We start from the raw sequence: 26,465 nt of genomic DNA, 5'->3' as shown, positions 1-26,465 counted from the left end.
GATCGGTTGCCGCCAGAAAGGCCCGACAGATGACACACCAACTTAGAACCAGACACTTCCCCAAAAATCTTTTCGCGCTACTGACCGTTTTCCTCGCACTGTTTCCCCTCACAGCATGCGGAACCGGCGGCGCCACCCAGGACAGCCGGACAGCCCAGCCGGGCATCCCCGCCGCGCAGCGCGGCGGCAAGACCGAAGTCATCATAATCGGCATGATCCACGGCGGTCACCGCACCGCCCGCAACTATCCGCTCAGCCGCATAGAAACTGTCGTTCGTGCCATCGCTCCCGACCTAGTCCTCACCGAAATCCCCCCTGACCGCATCGATGCAGCGCTGCAATCCTGGCGCGACACCGGCCGCGTCACCGAACAGCGCACCCGCGCCTTCCCGGAATATACCGATGTCATCATCCCGCTTCAGGCAGAGCTGGGCTTCGCCATGAAGGGCACCGCCGCCTGGACGCCGGAGATCGCCGCATCGCGCCGCGCAAAGCTGCAAACCATAGAAGCCGATCCCGATCGCGCCGACCAATGGGCCGCCTGGCAAGTATCGCAGGCGCAGTTCCGTGCAACACTGGATGGCCGTGGTTCCGACCCGCTTTACATTCACACTACCGAATATGACGTTGCGGTCGAGGCTCGCTACCAGCCCTATATCCGCTATTTCGATCCTGAAATCGGTGCCGGCGGGTGGGAAGCGATCAACCGCGGACACTGGGCCAATATTGCTGCCGAACTCGATGCTGTCTCGGGGCAGGGCAAGCGCGTGCTGATCACCTATGGCGGCTTTCACAAATACTGGATCCTGCGCCAACTGGCTGAGCGTGACGATGTCATTGTCACACCGGCGCGCGACTATTTCCTGCTTGCGCCATCCTGACCGGCGAGCCGCCCGCTGCCGGGCCGATAAAAGGCGCGCAACAGGATGAACAACAACAGCGGCAGGCCGGCTGTGGCAACAATATCCTCCCAGTGCCAGGGCCAGTAAATATCGCCCCAGCCCCAGCCACGCACTGCGATCAGTTCATAGATATCGAGTATCTCGCCGAGCAGAGCGACAAAAAGAGCCACGACAAGCGGCAGCCATGATCGCGGCTTGCGCTGCGCCGCCAGCACCAGCACAAAGGCCAGCAGCCCGACGACAATATGCAACTGCATCTTGTCGAGCCCGGTCATATCCTCGATCCACACCTTGGACTCCTGAAACGGGCCGAGATGCGCCAACATGGTCGAAAGGATCATATGACGGGCCTGCGATCAGACATCGGCACGAAACGGGGTGAAATCGGTACCTTCATCATAGACATCGACACCCTCGGCGCGTTTCAGCGTGCCGACGACCCAATAGGTCACCGGTGTCAGCACCGCCTCCCAGACAACCTTCAGCAGCCAGTTGGTGACCATTACCGTGATCACCGCATCGGTGGTCCAGATGCCGAGAAAGGCGACCGGATAGAAGATCAGACTGTCGACGCCCTGCCCCACTACGGTCGAGCCTATGGTGCGGGTCCATAGCGCCCTGCCCTGCGTCCAGACCTTCATCCGCGCCATGACATAGCTGTTGACGAACTCCCCGGCCCAGAAGGCGGTGATCGAGGCGAGAACAATGCGCCAGGTGCTGCCGAACACCGATTCATAGGTTTGCTGGCAGATGGAGCCGGTCACCGCATCGGGGGCATCCGCCATGCGCAGACTGTCGCTGGCGGCACAGGCCCAGCCATCGAAAGCGGGCAGGCCAACCACGACCCAGCTCATAAAGGCGAGAAAGAGCATCGCGGCAAAGCCAGTCCAGATGACGCGACGAGCGCGGGCAAAGCCGTAAATCTCGGTCAGCACGTCGCCGATGACATAGCCCAGCGGGAAGAACAAAATACCGGCACCATAGATGAAGGTGCCATCGGGCGCAGGCCACCAGCCGTCGGGCCAGATGGCGATGTCGACATAGGTCAGCTTGGCCGCGCCGATGATATTGGACAGCAGCAGGATGGCGACAAACGCCGCCATGACAAAGTCATAATAGCGGAAATGGTGGTCGGCCAGCGCCGCCCCGCCCAGTCGCGCCTGCGACTGTGCGCCGCTATCGGAGAGGTTGTCATGCATCAGAGCGCCATATCGCAGTTTGCCACAAGCGCAAACATGGCTATGAAGCGGCGCAATGCAATGGCATTATGCGCGCCCGTAGCTCATCTGGATAGAGCGCGAGACTTCTAATCTTGAGGCAGCAGGTTCGAGTCCTGCCGGGCGCGCCATTTTTTAATCCTCGCAGCCATTGCAGCCATTCCCTTCGCTCCGCTTCGGGGCTGCTGCGGACGCGCGGTCGCGCTTGCGAACCTTTCAAGTTCGAGACTGGTCAGCCTCGAAGCGTCACCATTCGTTTGACTCTCAAAAGCCGACCGCTGGCATCCTCCAGCCTGGCTTCGCGCCAATAAGGCGCGACAGCCAGTCCTGCACAAACCGGGAAGTGACCGGTCTTGCTCAGGATATCAGGAGGAGAGGCAATAGCTTCTCCTATGCGACATGGTGCAACCTCCAGGAGCCTATAAATCGTTCCGGTCGCAAGTCAGGAATATCGCCTGAATATCAGTCATCCAGATCGGCATCGAGTATTTCTGCAGAACGCCCGCGGGTCGCCGACACGGTGGAAGACCGCACCACCACCGATACTGCCGGACGTGTTCCATTTGTCGCTACACGGACCAGAACTGCAGGCACCGCAGCCACGCTCAGCTCTGCATCAACAGGGCCCTTGCGCAGCTCTTTTCGGGCACGGTCATCCAGGTCGAAGCCCAGTCGCTCCAGCGTACCTTCCGGATCTTCCTCCAATGCCTTGCGCGTTTCCGGATCAGAAAATATTTTCTGCATCCCTTCGACATAGGCTTGTTCACTTTTCTGTATTTCCTGCATTTCTTCCTCCCATCAACAAAGCGACACTCATTGCAACCCTTCGAAATGGCGTAATGGAATCCCGACCTTTACCGGGGGTTCGGCGGCAGACTGCTTCACGGGCTCACGATATTGCGCTGCAGCTTTGGAGCCTGGACCGGCAACTTCCCTGAGGCTTGCCAGACCGTTATCCTCGATGGATTCAAGCAATCTTGGAAAATATTTCGCCACCGCCTCGGGAAAGGCATATTCTATCATCTTCTTGCCCGGATGCTGCGCCCGGGCAAGCATCAGCAACGCGGACACCTTGTCCGAGATTTCATAGATCTCCTTTGCCGGTATCTTCACTCCAGACTGGAAAAGATAATAATTGCCGAAGAAACCAAATTCGTCATACATCGCTTCGGTCACTATTCCATTGGCATGTGCCTCGTCCCAAAGCTTTGATCCCGGTATCTGGCAATACCATTGCAGCAAAATCCGGACGCCGTATTTGGCGTGCAGACCCGTGGCGAACAGGATCGTTTTCTCGATTTCCTCCCGCGTCTCCCAGGGCAGGCCGAGCACGAAGGAAAAGTCCGCACGATCCGCGATCCCGAATTTTTTCAGGATCGACGCAGCCTTGTCGAGCTTTTCGCAAGTCGTTCCCTTGCCGATCAGCTTGAGCCCGTCATCATAGCCGCACTCAGCCCCGACGAGAAATTGGGACGTGAAAGGGGCGATCGCTTCGACATAGTCTTCATTGAGCAGGTCATTGGCACGCGAATCGAACACCAGTCCCGGAGAAATACCCCGGCGGTCGATGATCCTGGCGATCTCGGTCGCCCTTTTGACATTCATCGAAAACTCATCGTCGATGATATGGACCACACCGCCCTCGGTCAGATCGCAAAAGGGCAGAATTTCCTCAAGCCGATCGACAAAGCGTTCGGAGTCCATTCCCCGCCAGGTACGGCGATAGGATGTCGAGCAGAACGAACAGTCAAAAGCACAGCCGCGGGATGACTCGATAGACAGCGCATAATAGATGTTGTCGGGCAGGCTGCTATAGTCGGGGACTGGAAACTCCGGCAGCTGTTCTTTGGGAATAAGGGTCTTGATCGTGTTTCTGACGACGCAACCTTCATCGTCTTTCCACGACAGGTTGGGAACCTCGGACAGCGATATCTTGCCGCCAAGGGCATCCACTAGCCGGCAAATGGCGATCTCGCCTTCACCCCTTACGATAAATTCGACCGGAAAAGCGCGCAGTATATATTTGTCGAACATCGTCGGATGGATGCCGCCCAGCACGATCGGAAGGTCGAGATTCACCCTGCGAATCTGCTCGATCAACGTAACCGCTGTCGGCCAGGACATGGAGGTAGCGCCTATTCCTACCAGATCAGCATCTTCAAGCTCGGGCAAATAGGATGCGATACTATTTGTGCCTTCGGCGATAAGATCGACGAAAATAACGTCATGGCCCTCTTCGCGCAGCGCTGCAGTCAACAGATACATGCCATAAGGGGGACATTCCCTGTGCGCATCCATTCCTATCGGAACGAGCTCTCCTGCAACTTGATCCATTATTGGCGGTGCGAACAGGACTACCTTCATCTCTATCTCCAGAATACAAACAACATAATGGATTAAGCAAAAAGACTCGGTATATTCACTTATATTAACATATTTTAATGATTTAATGAAATTTGCTGTAAATCAAAGCCTTATGATCTTGGATGAACGCATGAATAGAGCATTCTCTGCTTGTTACCGATGCAAGCTCCAACTATGCATGTCTTCTGCAGCCGGAACGTCAACATGCTGACCGCACTTGCTATTGGTGCGCTTTCATGGTGCATCGCAGTGTTCCTCAAAATAGCTTTATCCAAAACAGCTGTTTACAGAATGCTATCCGATGCAGGCCGTTGGGGATGCGCGACATGGGGAGCCATATCGGGTGTTTTCGAACTGGGTTTTTTCCTCATCACCGCTGCGCTTCTGGCATCTCCGAATAGCCTGACGGGCGGTGCTTGGGCCGGACTGGGCGCAGCCATTGCCGAGCTGGCCTATTTGCTGGCAATGGGAATCTGGTATCCCGATGACGACCAGGAGGCCAGGATAGCCGCATGGCAACGCGGTGCCAGACGTTCGGCCTGGGTCAGGAACATCTTTCTGGTCGAGCGGTCAAGCGCCAGCCTGATCCATATCGGCACCAGGATGCTCGCCACCTTGGCGCTCATCTCACACACTATCTGGCCGTTGCTGATAGCATTGGCCAGCTTTACCCTGGTCGATGGCGTCGCAACCTATGGCGTCAAGGCCAAATGGAACTGGTTCAATCCAATATTGTGCCGCGCCTTTTACAAATTCGTTTTTTTGTGTGGTCTGATGAACTTTCTGGCCGTTGCGGCGCTGTCCTTGTCTGCTCTGCCCGGTCTAGCCTGAGACTATGGGACAGAATATCGTCGGGTGTGCCAATTACCCATCAGAATATCGCGTTATGCTGGCCGCCGTCGATGACGATATTCTGGCCGACGATGAAACGCGCCAGTTCGCTGCAGAGAAACGCGGCCATGGGTGCAAGGTCATCCGCCTGACCGGCAAAGCCTGTTGGAATCCGGTTATTGGCGAGAAAATGCTCACGGATGACGGCAGGGTCCGGCTCGAGCCCGAAGGCCGCAGCATATTGCCCCATAATCTCGTTTGCACCTTCGGTCTGGAACATGCCGGGCAGCAAATTGTTGAGCACTACGCCGTGCTGCGCGATTTCGCGCGAGACGCTGGCGGTATAGTTGAGCAGCGCGGAGCGTGCCGGGCCGGACAATAGCCGCCAGATCATCGGATTCTTGGCCGAGAATGTGGCGATATTGACGATGCGGCCCCAGCCCTTGTCCTTCATCACCGGAATATAGTGGCGCATAATCTCTATCGGGCCGATCAGCGCGGTCTCGATGGAATCGCGCCACATATCGGGCGTGACCTGCAGGAAATCCCCATTGGGTGCGGGTGGCTTGATGGTGATCGCCAATATGTCGGGATCGGGACAGGCGTCGAACAGCGCTGCGCGCCCCTCTTCGGTCGAGGAATCAGCAACGACCGGCTCGACGCTGGTGCCATATTTCTCGGCGATCTCCTGCGCTGCCTTGACCAGCCGCTCTTCTCGCCGCGCGGTGATAACCAGATCGGCCCCGGCCTCGGCCAGCCGCTCCGCCGTTGCCCGCCCCATACCAGCGCTGCCACCGGCCATGATCGCTTTCTTGCCCTGTATCTGAAGATCCATGCCTTCTCTCCTGTCATTGTGCTTTCATCTTGCGGGCGACTCTCTCGGCGATCATCACACAGCCGAGATAGGTGTTGCCCGAGGGAATGGTCGGCATCACCGAGGCATCGACCACGCGCAGCCCGTCAATGCCGAGGACACAGCAATCGGCATCGAGCACCGAACCCATGGGGCAGCTGCTCGTCATATGGCCATAGCTGATCAGACCCCGGGCGATGGCGGCCTCTACCGCATCGTCCTTTGTCAGGTCATAGGGAATATGCGGTTCGCAGCCGGACTCCCGAAATGCCGGGGACTTTTCCCAGGCGGCGAGCTGACGGAATGCGTGGCGCAGCCGGTCGATGCCATCATCCGGCAGTGGCGGCGCGGTGACGACGGGGTCGGCATCGGGCGTATCACCGAGCTTCACCTTGCCCCTGCCCGATGACCGCAACAGAAATGCACCCATGTTGAAGTCGGTCGGGCCATCGCCAATGGGCGGCGCTATCGGGAACAGGTGATAATCGACGTCATGGCCATTGGAGGCACCGATATAGAGCGATTGCGCCGGACCGGCAGTGCCGCCGCGTGGCCCTTGATGGCGATAGGGTACGCCCGGGCCGAGATGGTCATGCAATGTTTCCCCAACCGGCAAATCAGCCTTCACCGCAATATCATGATCGGCCAGATGCTCTGCCGGGCCGATGCCCGAGCGCATCAGCAACACCGGTGACCATAAGGCACCGACCGAGACCACGACCTCATCGGCTGCAATATCCTCCCCATTTGCCAGCGTCACCCCTGCTGCCTGCTGGTCCTCGATATGAACAGCGGAAACCGGGCTTTCCGTACGGATGGTGAGGTTATCGCGCTGCCTGACTTCGGGCGTCAGATAAGCAAGGCTGGTCGTCAGGCGATTGCCCTCGGCATCCACGGTGACCGGGAACACGCCGATACCGGGCAACTGGCCAGGATCATTGATATCGGCGACGACATCGGCGCCCGCTTCGATCATTCCGTCGAGAAAGGCGATCTGCGCATGGCTCATTTCCTTGCGCCGCCAGCGGCGCACCGTCAGCGGCCCGTGATCGCCGTGAAGCGCAGCGGCGCCGAAATCCGTGTCGGTCTCGGCCGCCTTGAAGGTATCGACCACATCTTCCCAGCCCCAGCCATTAAGCCCCGAGGCGGCCCAGCCATCATAATCCTCGGGCAATCCGCGCAACGTGGCAAGGCCATTGACCGCGGATGTGCCGCCCAGCATGCGCCCCTGCAGAATGGGAATGACATTGGTCTCGCTATGCATCAGCGTGCGGGCAATGGGGCATACGCCCAACCAGGCTTCAGGCGCGCGCGCCGGATCATAGACCGAGCCATCATAGGCCGCTTCGTCAGGCCCAGCCTCCAGCAGGGTGACCTGCATTTCCGGGTTTTCGCTGAGGCGCGCGGCCAGCACCGACCCTGCGGTGCCGCCGCCGATAATGACAATATGCCGGCTTGCTGTGTCAGTCATGGATCAATCCCGAATCACTGAATAGGTAGCATTACCTAGAAATAGGTATTATATACTAATTTTGCAACCCCGACCCGCACCAACCACCATCCTCTGGGAAACCATCGCCAATGAAACAGCGCTCCGCCACCGCAAACCGCATATTGGAAGCCAGCCTGAAGATGTTTAATGCCCGTGGTTATAGCGCCACTTCGGTGACGGAAATTGCCGCTTCGCTCGGCATGTCACAGGGTAATCTGACCTATCACTTTCCGACCAAACGCGATCTTGCCATGACGCTGGAAAATGATGCGCTGCAGCTGATGAAGGACCGCCGCAACAGGCTTAACCCCGGAACCGTAGCTGATGACTATGCCGAACATCTCCTGTTCGGCATGGAGCTGACATGGCGTTACCGGTTCCTGATGCGCGATCGCATCCACTATGCTGGCGAACCGATCGGACGGCGGCCCGATTCCGAACTGACCGCAGATTATGGCGAACTCCTCATTTTGCTGAAGCGCATGCACGAAGCGGGACTGTTCCTGGCGGGCCATGACGATAATATCGAGACACTGGCCAGATCGCTGTGGATCGTCAGCCGCTACTGGATCGATCATCTGCGCGAACTGGAGGGGCTAGAGCAGACAGGATGGGCCGATCAAAAGCGCGGCATTGAACATCACATCGCCATCCTCTCCCCGTTTCTGAAAACCTCGGCCCGAGAGCAGTTGCAGGCGGCGTTGCAACACGCTCTGACGCAGAGGATGGCCGGGAATATGGCGCCCTGACCGAGGTCTGTTACGCTTTGTCCAGCACCCGACCCGCGACCGCATCCAGCCTTGCCAGCACCTCAGGATCGCGCGCATCGGGGGCGGTAATCATCGCATAGTCGAGACAGGTGTCGATCGGGCTGGTAGCGCGCTGCTGTGGCAACGCCTGTGCCAGATGGTGCAGCATCTGGCGCGCATTGGCCGCATTGGCATGCATCTGCGCAATCACCGAATCCACCTCGACCGGTGCCTCATTCTCGCGCCAGCAGTCATAATCGGTAACCATCCCGACCAGCGCATAGGGCAGCTCCGCCTCGCGCGCCAGCTTGGCCTCGGGCATTGCCGTCATGCCAATGACATCCGCGCCCCAGCTGCGATAGAGATGGCTCTCGGCGCGGCTGGAAAATTGCGGACCTTCCATCGCCAAATAGGTGCCGCCTTCAGTGACATTCGCACCTGCTTTGCGCGCCGCCTCTCCCACTTGCGCGGAAAGCCGCGGGCAGACCGGATCGGCCATCGAGACATGCGCCACCATGCCGCTGGTAAAGAAAGTCGAGGCCCGCTGTCGGGTACGGTCGATAAACTGGTCAGCAATCACAAATTGCCCCGGCGGCAATTCCTCACGCAAGGAACCGATAGCGGAAATGGCGACAATATCGGTGCATCCAGCACGTTTCAGCACGTCGATATTGGCACGCGCATTGAGTTCAGTCGGTGTGATCCGGTGGCCAGCGCCATGACGCGGCAGAAAAACGAAGCGGTGTCCTTCCATTTCGCCGATAACCAGCGGCGCCGATGGTTCGCCAAAGGGACTTTCCACCGCGATTTCCTGTACATTTTCCAGGCCATCAACGGCGTAAAGGCCGGAGCCACCAATGACTCCGATTGTCCATTCGCTCATAAATCATCCTTGCTGATAGCGCCGCGGGCAGGTTCCAGGCTGGCAATCCATTCGCGGATCAGCGCCACGCCCTGCTCGTCATTCATACTGCGACCGAGTTCGGGCATGGCAATGCCGGGTTCGGTAGTGCTCATGCGATAGAGCATGATCGAGCTGTCGGGATGCCCCGGATGTACGGCAAATTCGTGCCCGCCGCTGCCACGACCGGCGGCGACCGGACGCTTGTATAGCCCCAGAGCGGTGTTATCGCTTTCCTGATAGCTGAGATAGAGGCCGGAATTGCTCGCCGGACCCTGGCGGTTATGACAATGGGCGCAATTGATATCGAGATAGGCGCGCGCGCGCGTACCGATCGGCGCACTGTCGCTATCGAAGCGTGGCATCACCGGATAATCAGGCAATATATCGGGCAATAGTCCGGCCTGTTGCCAGCGGCCAATCTGGTTGCTCTCATCAGCCATGCCATTGTCGAGATTGCGCAGCTTGGGCCCGATTGGTGTGACCTCGCCATCACGCTCGTGACAGCCCTTGCACTGGTTTTTATTGGGCACCGAATAGGTGAATATCTGCCGCGCTCCAGCGGGTCCGACCGGAGCATCGATATCGAACCGGCCACCGGTTACCTTCAACGTCGCATCCATACCATCCGCGTCCCAGATATAGGGCAGGGCCAGCCAGCCATCGGCGCGGTGCAGCAACAACCGGGTCTCGATCGGCTCGAACACGCCATCGGCATTGTCATAGCCGAAGGTCTTTATCAGCGCGCTGCCCACGGGAAGCTCGAGCAGTCCGTCACGTTCGGCAAAGGATACTGGCTGCCCCTCAGGTACATAGAGGAAACGCCGCTTCTCCGCCTTGTCGGAGAACAGCGCGGCATTGAGCGTATAGGGGCGGACGCTGTCCACCGGGACCTGTTTTGGCAGGTCGGCGAAAAACCCGTAGTCGGAGAGCTTTTTGGGAAAGCCCTTTTCGACAATCGCCGCATCCTGCACCGGGCCCATTGCCACAGGCGCATAGGCCGCGATCAGTGCCAGCCCCGACAGTCCGACAAGCAGTCGCATCATTGCCCGACCAGAGCCTCCATGGCAGTGGGCATGACCACCGGCTTGACCGTCATCTCGGCGCTGGCCCCGCTCAGATCGGCCAGGCTTGGCTGGGCCTCGGTAATCGGCTGGTCCGGGCTGCTGAGACCAAGGGTCAGCGCGGGTACCGGATCGGCAGACGCGATACCGGTCCCGGTACCGTCCCAGACGATTGGCGGCAGAGCACCGCCCATGGCCCCTGCTAGAACATCTCCACCCGGAAAGCCCGGCGCATAGCCAGCCTTGCCATGGCTGTTGTCGGCGAGCCGGATATTCGTTGCCAGCGGCTGATAATTGGCATCGTCATAGGGCTGCTGATAGCCGACGATGATCACATTGGCGGTGCCGTGATCCTCCATGCGGTTGTCGAAAATCTCGACATCACGATTGGCCATCACCATGATCGCCGATCCGCTGGGCACGCTGGCGACAATATTGCCTGCCGGGGCGAAATTCGGGGTGTTGTTGTCGCGCAGCATATTGTCGAAAATCCGGACATTATGCCCACCCTGCTGCGGCAGGTTGGGCAGATCGAACACCAATATGCCGCCGGTATTCTTCTCGGCGAGATTGTCATGGACATCGGCATTGAAGCTGTTCTCGATCTCGATGCCCGCAACATTATAGTCGACATGGCTGTTGCGCACGATGATGTTGCGCGACTGGCCGACATAGATGCCGGCATCCGAGGCACCGGTAACACGCACCGAGTCTACCAGCACATTTTCGGATTCCACCGGATAGACACCATAGGCGCCATTGGTCTCTTTCGGTCCGCCGGTCCATTCGACGCGCAGCTGATAATAGACGATATTGTCGGCGCCCTTGGACTTGATCCCGTCGCCACGACTGTCCTGCACCGCGAAATCGCGCAGCACCACATTGTCCGACGTCACCAGCAGCCCCTCGCCACTGCCCTGCTGCCCGGAGAAATCGAGAATGGTCTTGTCAGCTCCGGCACCGCGCACAGTGACGTTATCGACGTCGAGCGACAGTCCATCGGTCAGAGCATAGGTGCCCGCTTCAAGAACAATCTCATCACCGGGCTCGGCGAGGATAAGGGCTTCCTGCAACTTTTCCTGGACATCGGCACCGGGTGAAACGCTGTGGGTCTCTGCCACGGCCGGAGCCGCCATCACCGCCAGTGATGCAGGGCACAGCAAAGCTGCCAGATAAGGGTATTTCATCGAATATGTCCTCCCGCCGTAATCTTATATGTATGTCTTGCGAACTGTCTGGTATGCATCGCGCAATTCGGTCGCAGATGCAATGCCATCACAATCGTTAGCCATCACGATTCCGGAGAATTGACACGATGTTATCGCCGACACGAATATTGCTTGCCATAATGCTGGCCGCAACACTGGCATCACCGCTCTGGGCGCGACCGGCCAGCGTCAATGGTCGCTGGCTGACCGCAGAAAAGGACGCGATTATTGTGATCAGCCAGTGCGGTAAGACTGTGTGCGGCAAGATCAGACGGATATTGGTGCAAACGCCTGACGACAATCAGAAAGATGTCAACAATCCCAACCCCAAATTGCGTTCGCGCCCGGTATTGGGGCTACCGGTGCTGACCGGTTTTCGTCCCGACGATACAAAATGGCGTGGTCGAATTTATGATCCGAAGAGCGGCAAGGATTATCGCTCGGTGCTGACGCTGCTCAAAAACGGCAAATTGAAGGTCCAGGGGTGTATCGGCCCCTTCTGCCAGACCCAATATTGGACCCGCGCCCGCTAGAGGTGCAGGACCTGTAGCCGACGTTGCAGCCTGTCACCCGGCCTGGCGTTTGAAGGTGGTTCGGCGATAGGCCGCGAGTTCACGCCTGATATTCTGTAACGCACGGGTCCTGACTGCGAGCTGGCTGATCTCGGAAGTTGGCCGATCACCATTCCCTATCGGCTGGGATCCGTGCTGCGCCATTGCGTCATCGCCAGCGGCTTCGTCCGGGCGGCTTTCCGGTCGCGGTCTGGATCCGCTTTCGATAAGGAAGCGATCAGCCCTGCTCAGCAACTCGATCAGCTTCCGCAAGCGGCTTGCCGCATCGCGATCCCGCATCCAGCCACTATCTTGCCGCAGCACCGCATAATGGCGGCGCACATCGGCATGGGCTGCACGCACAGCAGCCAAATCACCCGCCTGCAAACCGTCGGACAGCGCCTTGGCCGCCTGGCCAAGCTCACCCGGAATCGACTGCTGTATCTTCTGCTGATCCAGTTCGGAGAATATACCGGTCACACAATCCGCCCTCATCTTGCCGAGCCTGCCAACAGCGGCGGCCAACAGCTATCCATAGACGCAGTAACGGCCTGACGGATTTGCGATTAAGGGGTTTTTCCGAACTTTTTGCTGTTCCTGCAGGGTCCCATCTCAGGCACCTGCGCGCCGTGATTCAGTGCTGTTGTGCTTCGATCATGATCCCGCGCATGATGATCTCGACGGTCTGGTCGGCATAGGCATCGCGCATCGTTTCGGTGAGATTGTCCTGGTTGAAACAGTGCCGCAGCACCAGTCGCGCCGAGAAAAAGCGGTCGGCCGAGCCAGTGACGGTGAAATAGAAGAGCTGCGGATCGATATCGCGAAACACGCCCTGCTCGACACCATCACGGATCAGCGCGTCATAGGTCTCGGAAAGCGGGCGCAGATACTCATCGGCAATCTTGCCGGCGTCCTCGGGAGAGGCATCGCGCACCAGCCGCATCAGCAGGCGATTGAGATAGGGATAGTCATAATAGGTCGAAATGGTGGCGCGGATATGCAGCCGCATCTTGTCATCCGGTGACATATCCTTGGCAAGCAGTGCCTCAAGGCTGGCGAGAATACGCCGCATGTCGCGATCAAGCAGTGCCAGCATCAGGCCCTGTTTGTTGCCGAAATAATATTTGACCAGCGCGCTGTTCAGCCCCGAACGCAGTGACAATTCGCTCAATGAGATATCGACGGTATCACCCTCGCGCATGATCGCGCCCGCCGCTTCGAGCAGTTGCTCGCGCGCATTGCCGCTGTCGCTGTCGGCGCTGTTGCTGTTGGCCGCGTCGGGCTGGGGTGCGTTCTTGCTCATAGGTGCTGGCTATCACTTATAGTCAGGTTCTTCCCACCAGGGAAAGAAACTGGGCAAATCTGTCGACACCTTGTCGGGATAGCTGGCGGCACGTTTTTCAAGAAAGCTGGCAATACCCTCCTTCGCATCGGCCGAACGGGCACGGGTGAAGATGGCGCGGCTGTCGATCCGGTGTGCCATCATTGGATGCTCGGCTGCGGACAGCCGCCACAACATTGCCCGTGTCAACGCTACCGAAACAGGCGCGGTATTATCGGCAATTTCGCGTGCCAGTGCATAGGCGGCAGGAAGCAGATCATCGGGCGCATGGATCGAACGCACAAGCCCGCCGGCCAGCGCTTCCCCGGCATCGAAGACCCGACCGGTCATGCACCATTCCATTGCCTGCTGCACGCCCACCAGCCGCGGCAGGAACCAGCTCGACGCCGCTTCGGGGACGATGCCGCGCCGGGCAAAGACGAAACCGAATTTCGCCTTTTCGCTGGCCAGTCGGATATCCATCGCCAGTTGCATCGTCGCACCGATGCCGACCGCCGCACCATTGACCGCCGCAATGACCGGTTTTTTGCACTGGAATATCCGCAGCGTCAGCCGCCCACCGCCATCGCGAACGCGCTCATCCGAGAGATCGGGTACTTCTTCGCTGCTGGCAAAGACCTGACGTCCGTCATCGGGAGTAAGATCGGCACCGGCACAAAAGGCTCTGCCTTCGCCGGTTACGATCACCACCCGTACCGCATCATCGGCATCGGCAGCATCAAAGGCGGCACACATTTCCTGCTGCATTGTGCCGGTATAGGCGTTCATCTTGTCCGGGCGATTGAGCGTGATGGTCGCAATGCCATCGGCAACCGAATAGAGAATCTGGGTGTAGTCGGTCATTTATTACTCCGTCATTGCGAGCGACCAAAGGGAGCGCGGCAATCCAGAGCGATTATGATCTTACCCTGGATTGCTTCGTCACTGCGTTCCTCGCAATGACGTACAAAAACAAGATCACCGCGGTGCCATGCGGATAGCACCGTCGAGCCGGACATCCTCGCCATTGAAATAGCCGGTCTCGATCATGCACAGTGCCAGCCTGGCATATTCATCGGGAATGCCCAGACGCGGCGGATGCGGCACCATCGCGCCAAGTGCATCGCGGACATTTTGCGGCGCACCGGCGAGCAGCGGTGTATCAAAAATACCCGGCAAGATAGTGTTGACGCGGATGCCCTCTCGCGCCAGATCGCGCGCAATCGGCAAGGTCATGCCAACCACGCCACCCTTGGATGCGGAATAAGCCGCCTGACCAATCTGGCCATCTTCAGCCGCGACCGATGCGGTGTTGACCATTGCGCCACGATCGCCGCCTTCGAGCGGATCGAGCGTCAGCATGCCCGCTGCCGATTTGGCAATGCAGCGGAAGGTCCCGACCAGATTGACCTGGATTACGAAGTTGAATGCATCAAGCGGGAAATGCTTGATCGAACCATCTTCCTTGGAGCGGCTGGCGGTCTTGATCGCATTGCCGATACCCGCACAATTCACAAGGATACGCTCCTGGCCATTGGCGGCGCGGGCCTTTTCAAAACCGGCGTCGACACTGTCTTCTTCAGTGACATTAACCTTGCAGAATGTTCCACCGAGCTCAGCCGCCAGTGCCTCGCCCTTTTCTTCGTTGAGATCGAACAGTGCGACCTTAACGCCTTTTTCGGCGAGGCGTTTTGCGGTGGCTGCGCCAAGGCCAGATGCGCCGCCGGTGATGACGGCTGAAATGCTATTATTGAGTTCCATATTCATTACTCCCTTCGCCCTGAGCTTGTCGAAGGGCTGTATTTATTTTGAAAAGAAAAGCAGGGCTTCGACACGCTCAGCCCGAACGCTTTCGGAGGCTTATCCCAGCCGCTCGATAATCGTGACATTGGCCTGACCGCCACCTTCACACATGGTTTGCAGGCCATATTTACCGCCACGTGCCTCCAGTGCGTTGAGCAGGGTCGCCATCAGCTTGGTGCCCGAAGCACCGAGCGGGTGGCCAAGCGCAATCGCGCCACCATTGACGTTGAGCTTATCATGCTGACCACCGGTATGCTTCATCCATGCCAGTGGCACCGGGGCAAAGGCCTCATTGACTTCATACAGATCAATATCGTCGATATTCATCCCCGCCCGCTCCAGCGCGCGGTCCGTCGCGAAAAGCGGTTCTTCAAGCATGATTACCGGATCGCCGCCGGTCACAGCGAGGTTATGGATGCGCGCACGCGGTGTCAGGCCATGATCTTTCAGCGCCTGCTCACTCACCACCAGCACCGCCGAAGCACCATCACAAATCTGGCTGGCATTGGCCGCCGAAATATAGCCATCTTCCTTGATCGTCTTGACCCCGGATATGCCTTCGAGCGAGGCATCAAAGCGGATGCCTTCATCAACCCTGTGCATCTCCTCACCTTCAGGAGTTTCGACCTTGACCGGGACAATCTCATTGTCGAATGCGCCGCTTTCGGCTGCTTTCGCCGCACGCTTATGGCTTTCGAGCGAATAGGCATCGAGATCATCTTTGGTCTGGCCATATTTTGCAGCGATCATTTCCGCGCCATCGAACTGGCTGAACATCACGCCGGGATAAGCCTCTTCCAGCCGCTCCGACTTATAATTGCCCAGGCCCTCTTTCATAAACAGCGCCGCAGTCGAGCCCATGGGCACGCGGGTCATGCTCTCAATGCCACTGGCCAGCACCACATCCTGCGTGCCGGACATCACCGCCTGTGCGGCAAACTGGATCGATTGCTGCGACGAACCGCATTGCCGGTCAATCGTCACGGCGGGGATCGAATCGGGCAGATTGGAAGCCAGCACCGCATTGCGGCCCACATCCATGGTTTGCTGCCCGCCCTGCATGACACAGCCGGTGATCACATCATCGATCGCCTTGGTATCAAAGTCGTTGCGCTCGCCAATTGCATCGAACACTGCTGCGCCCAGATCCACCGGATGTACCCCGGCCAGCCGGCCTCCGCGTCGCCCGCCAGCGGTGCGCACGGCATCGACAATATAGGCTTCTGCCATCAAGACTCTCCTCATATGATCGTGGATTTAATCGAACGATTAAACTGCGGATAAGGAGGGGTCAACGATAAACGCCAAAGTCCTTCCTCGATAGCAGGGAGGGTGGATGGTGTGGCCGACCAGCGCATTTTCGCGCTCAGATACAGAAGATGGTTGCGAGACGGAAAAAGGGAGGCACAGCGCCTCCCTTTTCTTGCTCGACGTTACGGTGAGGCAATCAGCTATTGGGCCTGAACTCAGCTGGCTTCAGTGCAGCATAAACCACCTGGATTGCATCCAGCCTCGCACCGCTGCGTCCCTGAAAGCCGAGGACAACCGCACCATCAGGAACCGACCATGTATGCGGGCCTCCACCACCGCCGCCGCCTTGGGTCGATGCGCCGCGATTGGTGGTGATCTTGAGATTGTCGATACGACGACCGCTGCGCACATCAACCTGGGTAACAAATTCTCCTGGATCGAAGCTCAGGGCATTCTGGTCGCTGCCGCCGCCGCCGCCATGTTTCTGGGCCGCCAGATCGCCATGCATGTCGCGATAGCCGAGCGTGATGGCATCGATCTCGCTGCCCGAACGGAGGCGTATCACCCTCAGTGTCTGGCGATTGCGCAGGCTCTCCTGGATCGGCGGGAAATCAAACGGTCCGCCACCGCCGCCGCCCCAGAGAGCGGACGTCCCCTTATCGAAGGTGAGCACTGGTGTGCCCTTGTCGAGTGAAGGCAGATCGGGCGGTGTGAAATCCTGTACCGGATCGTCCTCATACGCAACGAACTGGGCACTGATAGCTTTGCGGTTTTCTTCCAGAAGATCGCGAAATTCTCTCAATCCGGTGTCGCCATCATAGCCATAAGTGCCGTAGATTTCTTCGAGCACCGCGACCGAATTCTGCAGCGAGGCAATTTTGACCAGAGGCTCGGTAAGGCCACCATCGATCCGGCTGCCGACAAAATAGCGGCGATTTTTGATGATTATTGCAAATTTCTCTTTGAACTCGGGGTCGAGGTCGGGGACATGTTCATATCCCGTAGTCGTCATGCCGATCACTACGGGTGCATCAAGCGGGATCGAAGGAAATTTGATCGCAAAATCGACCATGGTATCGCGCGTCGGCAGGACAGGATTCTGGATGCCAGAAATCTCCTGATCGAATGTCCATGCGGTGTTTGTCGTCTTGACGAAATTGTCTATCGCGATTTCCAGCGAGCCCGACGCGCTGACACCGGAATATATCCCGCTGGCCTTGAGTGACGCTTTCAGTGCGGTCTGCTCGCTCTTGGTTTCGGTAAAGAAGGTATAGACAGCATAATATTCACCGCCTTCGTCGACGGACTCGATATAGGAATCGCCATAGGCATCGACAAAGTCCGCCACCTTCATATCCTGGGTATCGACCGTCATTTTCGGGTTGCGTGCCGAACGCGAGGCATTTTCGTGTCGGGCATATACCACAATATTGATGCTGGTGCTGGTTGCCTTCTGCTTGCGCACAAATTGCATCTTCTGGTCGACCTTGGCGATGCCTGCATAGTCCACTGACAGTGACTGATCGATTTGCAGCGCCTGACTAAGCTCGACAACGCCTTCAGTAACCGAAACATTCACTTTTGAAGAAGCGCCCCCGGTTTTGGTTTCTCCCGATGTCGCCGAAGACCGGAGGCTACCACCAATTTTGTCATATCCATCAAATAATGATGCGACGGGACCCGCAGCAAGCGGTTGAGCCGTATCTGACACTGCATCTTTTTCCATATTATTACTCCTATATGACAATATGTTTTGTGAGTCGTTATAGAACTCAGACATATATCATATTTGGGTTATTCAGTGTCTATGAGTATTGATAATCGTGAATTAATCAGTCCTATTATTTAGGACCGGATTTTTTATATTTTATCTTTGAAAAATGTTGCCCTGCAGATTCTGTGACAAAATGACAGCCATGCAAGGGAGGCTATAGTGCTCGGGCTGTCAGCTTTTCGATGATTGTCGATCAGTCCCGCTTTACATCAGAGGCGAAACGCGCGGCATTTTCCTTGAGGAATTCGCTGTCATCAGCCTGCCCCCAAAAGACCGGTTGCGCTTTGGGGATGGTCAGTGCCCTTTGCACCATAGGCCGCGCGTCAATGCGGTCAAACCAGCCTTTCAGATTATCGAGACCATCAACCGAGACCTTTGCCCAGACATAGGCACGTGCCCAGGGGTAGGTTGCCATGTCGGCGATGCTGTACTGATCAGCAGCCAGCCATTCGCGCCCTGCAAGACGGGTGTCGAGCACTTCCAGCAGACGCCGGGTCTCATCGACATAGCGCTTGATAGAAAATGGCTCCTCATGCCCATTGGGCGCGGCGATACGCTGAAAATACATCGCCTGGCCCATCATCGGGCCGATGCCGCCCATCTGGAACATCAGCCATTGCAGCACTTCCGATTTCGCATTGGCGTCTTCCGGCAGGAATCTGCCGTATTTCTCGGCCAGATACCAGAGGATTGCTCCGCTTTCGAAAACCGCAAAATCACCATTGGAACGATCAACAATGGTCGGAATCCGGCCATTGGGATTGAGCTGCATATAGTCTGCGGCCTTTTGCTCCTTTTTGGCAAAGTCGATAAAAGTCAGGTCATAGGGAATTTCGGCTTCTTCCAGGAAAATGACCGGCTTGTACCCGTTCATCGTGGCGGCGGTATAAAGATGGATATCAGCCTCAGCCATTGATCGTCTCCCTTGCAAAAATGTCAGCGAGATGCGCGTCAAAGCGCTTGAAGTCATTTTCGATATCGGGATTTTTCATGACATCGAAAGCGGCAAATGTGGGCAGTGGAGTCATGTCGAAAAACTTCGCATTGAGATGCACGGGTCGCAGCAGATCATCGAGCGACATGCCTGCAAAAAACGGTTCCGTCGGGTCGTCAAACGCTTCTGCAGGCGCATTGAGTGTTGCAGAAATCATATAATGGGTGCCGGTCAGCGTTCCGCCTGTGCCATAATTGGCCTTGGGGCTTTCTGTCGTGCGACCGTCTCCGGCGCATAGCCGGCCATCCATGCCAGCCGAGTAGACGTCATCCATATATTTCTTGAACGACCAGGAAACGCCCATCCAGTTGACCGGGAACTGCATCAGCACCGCATCGGCCCATTGGTGGTTGGCGATTTCCTGCTCGACATCGTATGTCTCTGCGACATGGGTGATGCGGATGTCATGGCCTTGCGCGGACAGGAATGTCTGTGCCCTTTCGATCATCGCTGCGTTCAGTGCGCCCTTTGAAAAGGGATAAGGCTGGTGCCCATTGATAATGAAAATGTTGCGCATCCTGCTGTGCCTTTGCTGTTGGGGTTTCTTGACGGAATCACTTTGGCCGCTAATGTCTGCAAGCAGATTACGATTTGCAACCAGTATACTTTTGGTAACCTATAAAGAGTGACTTCCATGCGCGCCAGAATAGTTGAGGATGAGAGAGGACGCCGACAGGTAGAAAACCCCTGCTACCAACCCTGTTCCATCGAACGGGGCATGCGGATTATCGGCGGCAAATGGACTGGCTCTATCCTGTGGCATCTCAGGGACGGGCCGGTGCGCTTCAATGATATTGCCCGCATGATGAGCGGCGCCAGCAAGAAGATGATCACCGAGCGCCTGCGGCATCTGGAGAGGGAAGGTCTGGTCCGGCGCGAGGTTCTGGAGACCTCACCTGTGTCGGTGGAATATTCGCTGACCAGCTTTGGCGAGACGGCTCTGGTCTTTCTCGCCCAGCTGCGCGCATGGAGCGACAGCCTGCCACAGGATATCCTTGCAGAAGACAGCTAAGAAAGAGCCGCAACGGGCATGCTGACCGTCATATTATGGCCGGGCCTTGCGATAGCCCTGATTTATGCTATTGAAATCGCTTATCGAAAATCGGGATTGTCAAAGATGAAGCCTATCGAAAGCAAAAAGACTCCACGACATACTGTCGCCGGGCCATATGAACAGCAGGTCTGGTCAAGGCCCGAGCTTGTCGAGTTGAATAGCGCAACCGATGATATTGCGTTTTCCATATATGGACCCAATGCGGATTCCATAACCCGTCCGACAAGCTAATTCCCGGACTGGCAGCAAAGCCAGCCAAAGCTCATGCAGATCAGGTCACAGTGAAGCCATAGACCTCACTGTGACCTTTCGTGTTGGATCGGTTTTGCCGTGCAGCCTGGACGGTCAGGCTCCAACCGCTTCGCGCTTCACCGTTATTACCTGCGGATAGGTAAATTCCAGCAGGCCTTCCTTGCCATATTCGGCGCCAAAGCCCGATTGCTTGTGGCCACCAAACGGCACAAAGGGTGAGAGGTGCATAAATTCATTCACCCAGACAGTGCCGGTTTCCATCTGTTCGGCGACTTCGACGCCTTTATCGGCATCCGAGGTCCAGACCGCACCGGCCAGGCCATATTCGCTCGCATTGGCGCGTTCAATGGCTTCATCGACGGTGGAGAATTTCATCAGCGGCATCACCGGGCCGAACTGCTCCTCGGCAACGATGCGCGCGTCTTCGGGCGGATTGTCGAGAATAGTGATCGGCACATAATAGCCGGTGCCTGACGGGTCAGCACCTTCCTCGCCAACCAGGAATTTATAGCCATTGTCCTTGGCGTCCTGAATCAGCTCGAGCACCCGCTCATATTGTTTCTTGTTCTGGATTGGGCCAACCGCTGTGCCCTGCTCGCTGCCATCGCCGACCTTCACATGCTTGGCATATTCGGCAATCGCGGCGGAGAGATCATCATAGATATCCTCATGGATATAGATGCGCTTGGCGGCGATACAGACCTGTCCGGCATTGGTGAAGCTCGACCAGAAAAGCTGTTCGGCGACCTTGGCAACATCGGCATCGGGCAGCACGATCGAAGCGTCATTGCCGCCCAGTTCCAGCGTGATACGCTTCAGGTCTTTCGACGCGCCCTCCATGATCTTCTTGCCGGTCGCGGTGGAGCCGGTGAAGGTGATCTTGTCGATATCGGGATGCTCGGTGATCAGCGGGCCGAGGCTGTCCTCGCCGGTGATGATGTTGACCACACCGGCAGGCACCACATCCTTGATCAGTTCCGCCAGACGCAGTGTCGCCAGTGGGGTGAACGGCGACGGCTTGAGCACGATGGTGCAGCCTGCCACCAGCGCCGGAGCGATTTTCTGCACCGCCATCATCACCGGGAAGTTCCACGGCACGATGCCGCCAACCACGCCGACGGGCACGCGGCGGGTGCGCGACAGGCGGGTGTCATTATCCTCGTTGATCTCGTCTTCCAGCGTCAGCATCGCCTGTGCGCCCGACATGGCAGCGGCACCGCCAATTTCCTGTTGCGCCTGCGCATGCGGCTTGCCCTGCTCGCTGGTGAGCAGGCGGAACAGCTCATCCATATTGTCGCTGATGGTTTTGGAAATGCCCTGGACCACCTTCTGACGCTCCTCAATCGGGGTTTTCGACCAGCTCTTGAAAGCCGCGCGCGCGGCGGCGACAGCCTGGTCGAGCTCTGCGGCACCACAGCTGGGCACCAAACCAATGACTTCCTCATTGGCCGGGTTGAGCACTTCGAGCGTGGTGTCGGTGGAGACCATCTCGCCATTGATCAGATTTTTATAGAGTGTTGTCATTGTCTCTCTCCTTGGGGAATTTCAGCTTGCGGTAATTTTGAGCGGTAATGTCTTCAGGCCACCGACAAAGATCGACTTGGCCCGTTGCGGTTTACCCGCCAGTTCCAGAGTCTCTATACGGTCGAGCAATTCGTTAAACAATATCCGCATCTCCAGCCTGGCCAGATGCAGGCCGAGACACTGATGCGCACCGGCGCCAAAGGCGAGATGGCGATTGGGTGAGCGTGCCGCATCGAAACTGCGCGGATCGTCGAAAACCGCCGGGTCGTGATTGGCGGCAACATAGTTGATCATCAGCCAGTCGCCCTTGGCAATGGGAACACCGCCAATCTCGCAATCCTCTGCTGCCGTGCGCATGAAGTGCTGCACCGGCGTGGTCCAGCGGATCGCCTCTTCGACAATGCCGGGAAGCAGCGACCGGTCTTCCCTCACCCGCGCCCATTGCTCCGGATCTTGGGCCAAGGCCTGCATCGCACCGGCGGTCGAGGCGGAAGTGGTGTCATGCCCGGCGGTGGCGACGATGATGTAATAGCCCGCCATTTCGCGGTCGCCCAGCGGCTCGCCATCGACTTTGGCATTGGCAATCACGCTGGCGACATCATCGGTCGGATTGGCGCGCTTTGCGGCGGTGACCTGAGCAAAATAGGCTTCAAACGCGGTGACCGATCCGGAGACGATCTGGATAATCTGCTCCTCGGTCATATTGGCCATGCCGCTGCCCGACAAATCCTCATCCTGGCCGCCGAACATCTGCTGGGTGAGGAACAGCATCCGTTCTTCATCCTCTTCCGGCACACCCAATATCTGCATCACCACATGCAGCGGGTAGGGCGCGGCAACCTGTTTGACGAAATCGACTTCGGGGCCCTTTTCGACCAGCCTGTCCACCGTCCTTTTGGCCAGGGCGGTGATCTCGGCCTCCAGCGTGCCGAGATTTTTGGGCATGAACCATTGCTGGGTCAGCTTGCGGTATTTCATGTGGACCGGCGCGTCGAACACCACCAGCGAGTCGACCAGCATGTTGCTGCCCGTAGCCTTGCGCGAAAATTCGGTCATCTTCTTGCTGGCAAACACCACGGGACGCGGATTGTTGAGAAATCCGGCATTGTCCTTGGAGATACGCATCACATCATCATAGCGTGTGACCAGCCAGAACGGATCGAAACTGTTATCGCTGGCGACCACCCGTCCCACCGGCATGTTTTCGCGCAGCCAGTCGAAATGATCGAGCGCACTGCCCCAATCGGCATAGGTTTCAGGCAGCAGCACCGCCTCGGCATGTTCTTCTGGAATGGTAGGTCCACTGGCGGTCATGATGCTTCTCCTTCCCCGCCTTGTCCGGCGTAGAATAGCGGGTGAAAGTCGATAATCCCCTGAGGCGCCGAACGGCCCATGGGCCGCAGCTGATAATATTCTGCAGGCTCCTGCTCGGGACAGTTTTCGGGTGCCGGCGCAAAACCAAAACGCCGGTAATATTCGGGTGCACCTACCAACACACAACCGGCAGCATCGCGGCTGCGCAATATGTCCAATCCCCGGTTGATCAGACGGCTGCCAATGCCTTGATTCTGCAACGGAGGCGTAACCGAGACCGGCCCCAGCGCATACCAGCCACCACTGCCGTCAGCGGCAATGGCTGGCGAGAAGGCGACATGCCCGACCAGCTGACCCGACTGCTCGGCAACCAGCGACAGAGCCAGTGCTCCCCCATCACGCAGGGCATCGACCAGATCCTGCTCATTGCCATCGGCATAGGGCATGGTGGCAAAGGCCCGTTGCGTAAGATCATATATGGCGGCTTTGTCGCCCGGCTGTTCGGGGCGAATGGCGAGGTCAATGGCCGCCAGCCCGCTCATACGATGCGGCTGTCCGTCTTGCCCCAATATTCATCGCGCAGCAGCCGCTTGTAGAGCTTGCCAGTGGCATGGCGCGGCAGTTCCTCTCGGAAATCGATCTGCTTGGGCATTTTCACCCGCGACAGACTCTCCGCCATAAAGGCGTGCAATTCATTAGCCAGCGCATCCCCGGCATGCGCCGGATTGAGTGGTTGCACCACGGCGACCACCTTTTCGCCAAAGTCCGGATCGGGCGCGCCGATCACCGCGGCATCGGCAACCTTGTCATGCGTCACCAGCAGATTCTCGATTTCCTGCGGATAGATATTCACCCCGCCGGAAATGATCATGAAGCTCTTGCGGTCAGTGAGATAGAGATAGCCCTCCTCATCAACCTTTCCGACATCGCCGAGTGAGGTCCAGCCGTGCTTGTTGGCCGCGCTCTTCGTCTTTTCCGGGTCGTTATGGTATTTGAAGGCACCACCGCCTTCGAAGAATATCTGTCCCTCCTCGCCGACCGGGACTTCATCGCCTTCTTCATCGCAAATGCGGATGGTACCGAGCAGCGACTTGCCGACCGAGCCCTTATGCGCCAGCCAGTCCTCGCTGTTGAGAAAGGTAAAGCCATTGCCCTCGGTACCCGCATAATATTCATAGAGAACCGGCCCCCACCAGTCGATCATCGCCTGCTTGATCGGCACCGGACAGGGCGCAGCGGCATGCACCGCACAACGCATCGTCGAGACGTCATATTTGCCGCGCACGTCTTCGGGCAGCTTGAGCATGCGGACAAAATGTGTCGGCACCCACTGGCTGTCGGTTACCTGATATTTCTCGATCAGCTGCAATGCCTCTTCAGGGTCGAACTTCTCCATCACCACGACCGTTCCGCCCAGCTTGTGGATTGTCATACACCAGCGCAGCGGTGCCGCATGATAAAGCGGCGCCGGCGACAGATAAACACTGTCCCCGCTCAGCCCGAAGGCACCGATAGCGAGCATGACCAACGCATTGGTCCCGGCGATGGCAGGGTCTTCGGGCAGCGGCAGACGGATACCCTTGGGCCGTCCGGTAGTCCCTGAGGAATAGAGCATGTCCATACCGGCGCGTTCATCGGCAATCGGCACATCGGGCATGGTACGGAACACCGCATCGGCTTCGCCATCGCCCTCCGCTCCGAATATCAGCTGCTCGACATCGGGCGCGAGCTGCTTCACCTCATCGAGCACAGGCCCTATGGCCGTCGAGGTCACCAGCAGCCTGGCGCCACTGTCTTCCAGGATATAGGCGATCTCCGGTGCTGTGAGGCGGTTCGAAATGGCGACATAGACCAGCCCCGATCGCTGCGCGCCCCAGACAATATCGAAATAATGCGCCTGATTCTCCATGCAGATGGCAATGGTGTCGCCAATCTCCAGTCCGCGCGAACGGAACAGATGCGCCACCCGGTTGGACCGGCGGTCAAGCTGGCTATAGGTCACAGTCTCGCCGCTACCCGCCATGATCAGCGCCGGCTTGTCACCCTGCGCATCGGCATGCACCGAAGGATGCATTTGCGTCTCCCATATATGTCCGGCTTATGGTGCCGATTCTCATCTATATTGTTATGCTGCAATCATTGTTTAATCACGCGATTAAATCAATGCCATTATGCGCCTGTCCCCGTGACGGCATAGGCCGGACCGATAACCATGAAAAAAGGGGCCGAAGCCCCCTGATTTCCCGAATAGCAATGTGGTTGGCGACTCAGTCTCCGCTGGTCTCTGCGCTTTCGTCACCGGTTTCCGGGCCGCCCAGGCCATTATTGAGTCGGCCCTGCATGGCAATAAGATAATCGGACGAACGCAAGAACGGCTCCGGATTGACCGGCTCGCCACCAATGCGTACTTCATAATGCAGGTGACTGCCGGTGGAACGACCGGTCGAACCCATAAAACCGATCAGGTCGCCGCGCTTGACCTTCTGGTTGGCGGCAACGTTGAGGCGCGACATGTGACCATAGCGAGTCTGGATGCCGCCACCATGCTCGATTTCGATATATTTGCCATAGCCACTAACCCATTGGGCGCGGCCAACGACACCGTCTGCGGTGGCATAAATCGGCGTGCCAATCGGAGCAGCCATGTCGATGCCCTTGTGACGGGCACGGCGGCCACGGAACGGGTCCTCACGATAGCCATAACGGCTGCTGATGCGGAAATTGTCTACCGGGAGCCGCGACGGAATGGCAACCGAGCCGATGTCACCATCGCTGCTGTCGCGCCAGGATGCGAAGAGCTGGCGAAAGTCGCTGTCGGCGGTGCCGAGTGGAGTAACGTCTTCATCGGCATCGACGTGGCCGGCAATATCGGTAACGGCCGGTGCCGAAGAGCTGTTGGCCAGGGCAGGACCGGCAGCGACGAGCGTCGCAACGCCGAGCATGGCGCTCATGCTCTTGAAAAATGCAATGATCCGGCTGGATGTTTTTGTCATGCGACCCCGTGCTCTGTTCTCGGCTCTGCGTTTTCAGCTCTGCGACTTAAAAT

General features: G+C 57.7%; 27 protein-coding genes and 1 tRNA gene. 6 read left to right on the top strand and 22 right to left on the bottom strand.

The window, feature by feature from the left end; translation table 11 throughout:
* Nucleotides 1-29: 29 nt before the first annotated feature.
* A complete protein-coding gene (locus AAFX04_02360) occupies nt 30-881 on the top strand; it encodes a hypothetical protein (protein MEO1044264.1) in 852 nt (283 codons plus the stop codon).
* Here AAFX04_02360 and AAFX04_02355 read toward each other — a convergent pair.
* Nucleotides 857-1,243: a hypothetical protein gene (locus AAFX04_02355; GenBank protein ID MEO1044263.1), complete on the bottom strand. Its 387-nt coding sequence runs from the start codon at nt 1,241-1,243 to the stop codon at nt 857-859. The genes AAFX04_02360 and AAFX04_02355 overlap by 25 nt on opposite strands.
* Before the next feature lie 15 nt (nt 1,244-1,258).
* Nucleotides 1,259-2,101, bottom strand: a complete 843-nt coding sequence (locus AAFX04_02350; protein MEO1044262.1) for a queuosine precursor transporter — start codon at nt 2,099-2,101, stop codon at nt 1,259-1,261.
* A gap of 72 nt (nt 2,102-2,173) precedes the next feature.
* Here AAFX04_02350 and AAFX04_02345 point away from each other — a divergent pair.
* Nucleotides 2,174-2,250, top strand: a tRNA-Arg gene (locus AAFX04_02345).
* A gap of 331 nt (nt 2,251-2,581) precedes the next feature.
* On the opposite strand, the gene AAFX04_02340 is transcribed toward AAFX04_02345, so the two are convergent.
* Together AAFX04_02340 and AAFX04_02335 are read right to left on the bottom strand one after the other, a co-directional pair.
* Nucleotides 2,582-2,905 (bottom strand): hypothetical protein, encoded by a 324-nt coding sequence (locus tag AAFX04_02340; protein MEO1044261.1) that lies wholly within the window; start codon nt 2,903-2,905, stop codon nt 2,582-2,584.
* Nucleotides 2,906-2,932: 27 nt separating this feature from the next.
* Nucleotides 2,933-4,417: a radical SAM protein gene (locus tag AAFX04_02335; GenBank protein MEO1044260.1), complete on the bottom strand. Its 1,485-nt coding sequence runs from the start codon at nt 4,415-4,417 to the stop codon at nt 2,933-2,935.
* A 357-nt stretch (nt 4,418-4,774) separates the two neighbouring features.
* Between AAFX04_02335 and AAFX04_02330 the strand changes: the two genes are divergently transcribed.
* A complete protein-coding gene (locus AAFX04_02330) occupies nt 4,775-5,314 on the top strand; it encodes a hypothetical protein (GenBank protein MEO1044259.1) in 540 nt (179 codons plus the stop codon).
* Nucleotides 5,315-5,354: 40 nt separating this feature from the next.
* Here AAFX04_02330 and AAFX04_02325 read toward each other — a convergent pair whose 3' ends face one another.
* Together AAFX04_02325 and AAFX04_02320 are read right to left on the bottom strand one after the other, a co-directional pair.
* Complete coding sequence (locus tag AAFX04_02325) at nt 5,355-6,149, bottom strand: SDR family oxidoreductase (protein MEO1044258.1); 795 nt, start codon at nt 6,147-6,149, stop codon at nt 5,355-5,357.
* Between the two features lie 13 nt (nt 6,150-6,162).
* On the bottom strand, nt 6,163-7,638 hold the full coding sequence (locus AAFX04_02320) for a GMC family oxidoreductase N-terminal domain-containing protein (GenBank protein ID MEO1044257.1): 1,476 nt from the start codon (nt 7,636-7,638) through the stop codon (nt 6,163-6,165).
* A gap of 110 nt (nt 7,639-7,748) precedes the next feature.
* Between AAFX04_02320 and AAFX04_02315 the strand changes: the two genes are divergently transcribed.
* Nucleotides 7,749-8,408 carry a TetR/AcrR family transcriptional regulator gene (locus AAFX04_02315; protein MEO1044256.1) on the top strand — a complete coding sequence of 220 codons (660 nt, stop codon included), beginning with the start codon at nt 7,749-7,751 and terminating at the stop codon, nt 8,406-8,408.
* A gap of 10 nt (nt 8,409-8,418) precedes the next feature.
* On the opposite strand, the gene AAFX04_02310 is transcribed toward AAFX04_02315, so the two are convergent.
* The 3 genes from AAFX04_02310 to AAFX04_02300 are packed head-to-tail and all read right to left on the bottom strand — an operon-like array spanning nt 8,419 to nt 11,560.
* On the bottom strand, nt 8,419-9,291 hold the full coding sequence (locus AAFX04_02310; GenBank protein ID MEO1044255.1) for an S-methyl-5'-thioadenosine phosphorylase: 873 nt from the start codon (nt 9,289-9,291) through the stop codon (nt 8,419-8,421).
* The gene (locus AAFX04_02305) at nt 9,288-10,355 is read right to left on the bottom strand and encodes an SO2930 family diheme c-type cytochrome (GenBank protein ID MEO1044254.1); all 1,068 of its coding nucleotides are present in this window, start codon (nt 10,353-10,355) and stop codon (nt 9,288-9,290) included. Before AAFX04_02305 ends, AAFX04_02310 begins: the two co-directional genes overlap by 4 nt.
* Nucleotides 10,352-11,560, bottom strand: coding sequence for a parallel beta-helix domain-containing protein (locus AAFX04_02300; protein MEO1044253.1), 1,209 nt, complete (start codon nt 11,558-11,560; stop codon nt 10,352-10,354). The genes AAFX04_02305 and AAFX04_02300 overlap by 4 nt, the downstream gene beginning before the upstream one ends.
* Before the next feature lie 161 nt (nt 11,561-11,721).
* On the opposite strand from AAFX04_02300, the gene AAFX04_02295 reads away from it, so the two are divergent.
* Nucleotides 11,722-12,114, top strand: coding sequence for a DUF2147 domain-containing protein (locus tag AAFX04_02295; GenBank protein MEO1044252.1), 393 nt, complete (start codon nt 11,722-11,724; stop codon nt 12,112-12,114).
* A gap of 33 nt (nt 12,115-12,147) precedes the next feature.
* Here AAFX04_02295 and AAFX04_02290 read toward each other — a convergent pair whose 3' ends face one another.
* The 8 genes from AAFX04_02290 to AAFX04_02255 form a co-directional block, all read right to left on the bottom strand.
* Nucleotides 12,148-12,612 carry a hypothetical protein gene (locus AAFX04_02290; protein MEO1044251.1) on the bottom strand — a complete coding sequence of 155 codons (465 nt, stop codon included), beginning with the start codon at nt 12,610-12,612 and terminating at the stop codon, nt 12,148-12,150.
* A 154-nt stretch (nt 12,613-12,766) separates the two neighbouring features.
* Nucleotides 12,767-13,435: a TetR family transcriptional regulator gene (locus tag AAFX04_02285; protein MEO1044250.1), complete on the bottom strand. Its 669-nt coding sequence runs from the start codon at nt 13,433-13,435 to the stop codon at nt 12,767-12,769.
* A 12-nt stretch (nt 13,436-13,447) separates the two neighbouring features.
* Complete coding sequence (locus AAFX04_02280) at nt 13,448-14,317, bottom strand: crotonase/enoyl-CoA hydratase family protein (GenBank protein ID MEO1044249.1); 870 nt, start codon at nt 14,315-14,317, stop codon at nt 13,448-13,450.
* Between the two features lie 114 nt (nt 14,318-14,431).
* The gene (locus AAFX04_02275; GenBank protein ID MEO1044248.1) at nt 14,432-15,214 is read right to left on the bottom strand and encodes an SDR family NAD(P)-dependent oxidoreductase; all 783 of its coding nucleotides are present in this window, start codon (nt 15,212-15,214) and stop codon (nt 14,432-14,434) included.
* A 99-nt stretch (nt 15,215-15,313) separates the two neighbouring features.
* Nucleotides 15,314-16,486 carry an acetyl-CoA C-acetyltransferase gene (locus AAFX04_02270; GenBank protein MEO1044247.1) on the bottom strand — a complete coding sequence of 391 codons (1,173 nt, stop codon included), beginning with the start codon at nt 16,484-16,486 and terminating at the stop codon, nt 15,314-15,316.
* Between the two features lie 217 nt (nt 16,487-16,703).
* Entirely contained in the window at nt 16,704-18,086 is a 1,383-nt protein-coding gene (locus tag AAFX04_02265; GenBank protein ID MEO1044246.1) for a jacalin-like lectin, read from the bottom strand.
* Nucleotides 18,087-18,474: 388 nt separating this feature from the next.
* A complete protein-coding gene (locus AAFX04_02260) occupies nt 18,475-19,194 on the bottom strand; it encodes a glutathione binding-like protein (protein ID MEO1044245.1) in 720 nt (239 codons plus the stop codon).
* Nucleotides 19,187-19,792 (bottom strand): NAD(P)H-dependent oxidoreductase, encoded by a 606-nt coding sequence (locus AAFX04_02255; GenBank protein MEO1044244.1) that lies wholly within the window; start codon nt 19,790-19,792, stop codon nt 19,187-19,189. Before AAFX04_02255 ends, AAFX04_02260 begins: the two co-directional genes overlap by 8 nt.
* A 117-nt stretch (nt 19,793-19,909) precedes the next feature.
* Here AAFX04_02255 and AAFX04_02250 point away from each other — a divergent pair, with 117 nt between their 5' ends.
* Nucleotides 19,910-20,287 carry a helix-turn-helix domain-containing protein gene (locus AAFX04_02250; protein ID MEO1044243.1) on the top strand — a complete coding sequence of 126 codons (378 nt, stop codon included), beginning with the start codon at nt 19,910-19,912 and terminating at the stop codon, nt 20,285-20,287.
* A 387-nt stretch (nt 20,288-20,674) separates the two neighbouring features.
* On the opposite strand, the gene AAFX04_02245 is transcribed toward AAFX04_02250, so the two are convergent.
* The 5 genes from AAFX04_02245 to AAFX04_02225 form a co-directional block, all read right to left on the bottom strand.
* Nucleotides 20,675-22,105: an aldehyde dehydrogenase family protein gene (locus AAFX04_02245; protein MEO1044242.1), complete on the bottom strand. Its 1,431-nt coding sequence runs from the start codon at nt 22,103-22,105 to the stop codon at nt 20,675-20,677.
* Nucleotides 22,106-22,126: 21 nt separating this feature from the next.
* Nucleotides 22,127-23,419, bottom strand: a complete 1,293-nt coding sequence (locus AAFX04_02240; GenBank protein ID MEO1044241.1) for a cytochrome P450 — start codon at nt 23,417-23,419, stop codon at nt 22,127-22,129.
* A complete protein-coding gene (locus AAFX04_02235) occupies nt 23,416-23,961 on the bottom strand; it encodes an N-acetyltransferase (GenBank protein MEO1044240.1) in 546 nt (181 codons plus the stop codon). The genes AAFX04_02240 and AAFX04_02235 overlap by 4 nt, the downstream gene beginning before the upstream one ends.
* A complete protein-coding gene (locus tag AAFX04_02230; GenBank protein ID MEO1044239.1) occupies nt 23,958-25,493 on the bottom strand; it encodes an acyl-CoA synthetase in 1,536 nt (511 codons plus the stop codon). Before AAFX04_02230 ends, AAFX04_02235 begins: the two co-directional genes overlap by 4 nt.
* Before the next feature lie 193 nt (nt 25,494-25,686).
* On the bottom strand, nt 25,687-26,370 hold the full coding sequence (locus tag AAFX04_02225; protein MEO1044238.1) for a M23 family metallopeptidase: 684 nt from the start codon (nt 26,368-26,370) through the stop codon (nt 25,687-25,689).
* Between the last annotated feature and the right edge of the window lie 95 nt (nt 26,371-26,465).

Source organism: Pseudomonadota bacterium, assembly GCA_039818985.1.
GTDB lineage: Bacteria > Pseudomonadota > Alphaproteobacteria > Sphingomonadales > Sphingomonadaceae > Alterisphingorhabdus.
The sequence above is the reverse complement of the archived record's forward strand: the minus strand, read 5'-3'. Positions and strand labels throughout refer to the sequence as shown.